The sequence below is a fragment of the Streptomyces beijiangensis genome (genome assembly GCF_017315755.1).
In the GTDB taxonomy this organism is placed as follows: Bacteria; Actinomycetota; Actinomycetes; order Streptomycetales; family Streptomycetaceae; genus Streptomyces; species Streptomyces beijiangensis.
In genome coordinates this window covers 1-386 of sequence record NZ_JAFLRJ010001438.1, presented here as the reverse complement: position 1 = coordinate 386, position 386 = coordinate 1, and the positions used below count along the sequence as shown (strand labels likewise).

1 protein-coding gene is annotated in these 386 nt (G+C 71.0%); it reads right to left on the bottom strand.

The genetic code is table 11. The features are described 5' to 3' along the window. Positions 1 to 386: penicillin-binding transpeptidase domain-containing protein (locus J0695_RS42175; RefSeq protein WP_277990127.1), on the bottom strand; the 386-nt coding region annotated here is incomplete at both ends.

The following is a 386-nucleotide window of genomic DNA, read 5'->3' as shown; positions in this document are numbered from 1 at the left end:
CGACTTGTTGTTGTCGGAGGTGCCTGTCTTGCCGGCGACCTGCTGGCCGTCGCGCAGCGGGTTGTCCCGGACCGCCGTGCGGGCGGTGCCGTCGTCGACCACGCCGGTCAGGACCGAGGTCACCGTGTCGGCGGCCTCGCGGCTGATGACCTGCTCGCCGACCGCGTCCGGGATGGTGACGGTGCGGTTGAGGTGCTCGGCCGACTTGATGATCGTCGGGGTGGTCCGCTTGCCGTGGTTGTCGAGGGTGGCGTAGACGGCGGCCATGTCCATCGGGCTCGCGCCCATGGAGCCCAGGGTCTGGGCGGGCACCGCCTCCAGGGCCTCGACGTCCATGCCGAGCTTGCCCGCGGTCTCCATCACCTTCGGCATGCCGACGTCGACGC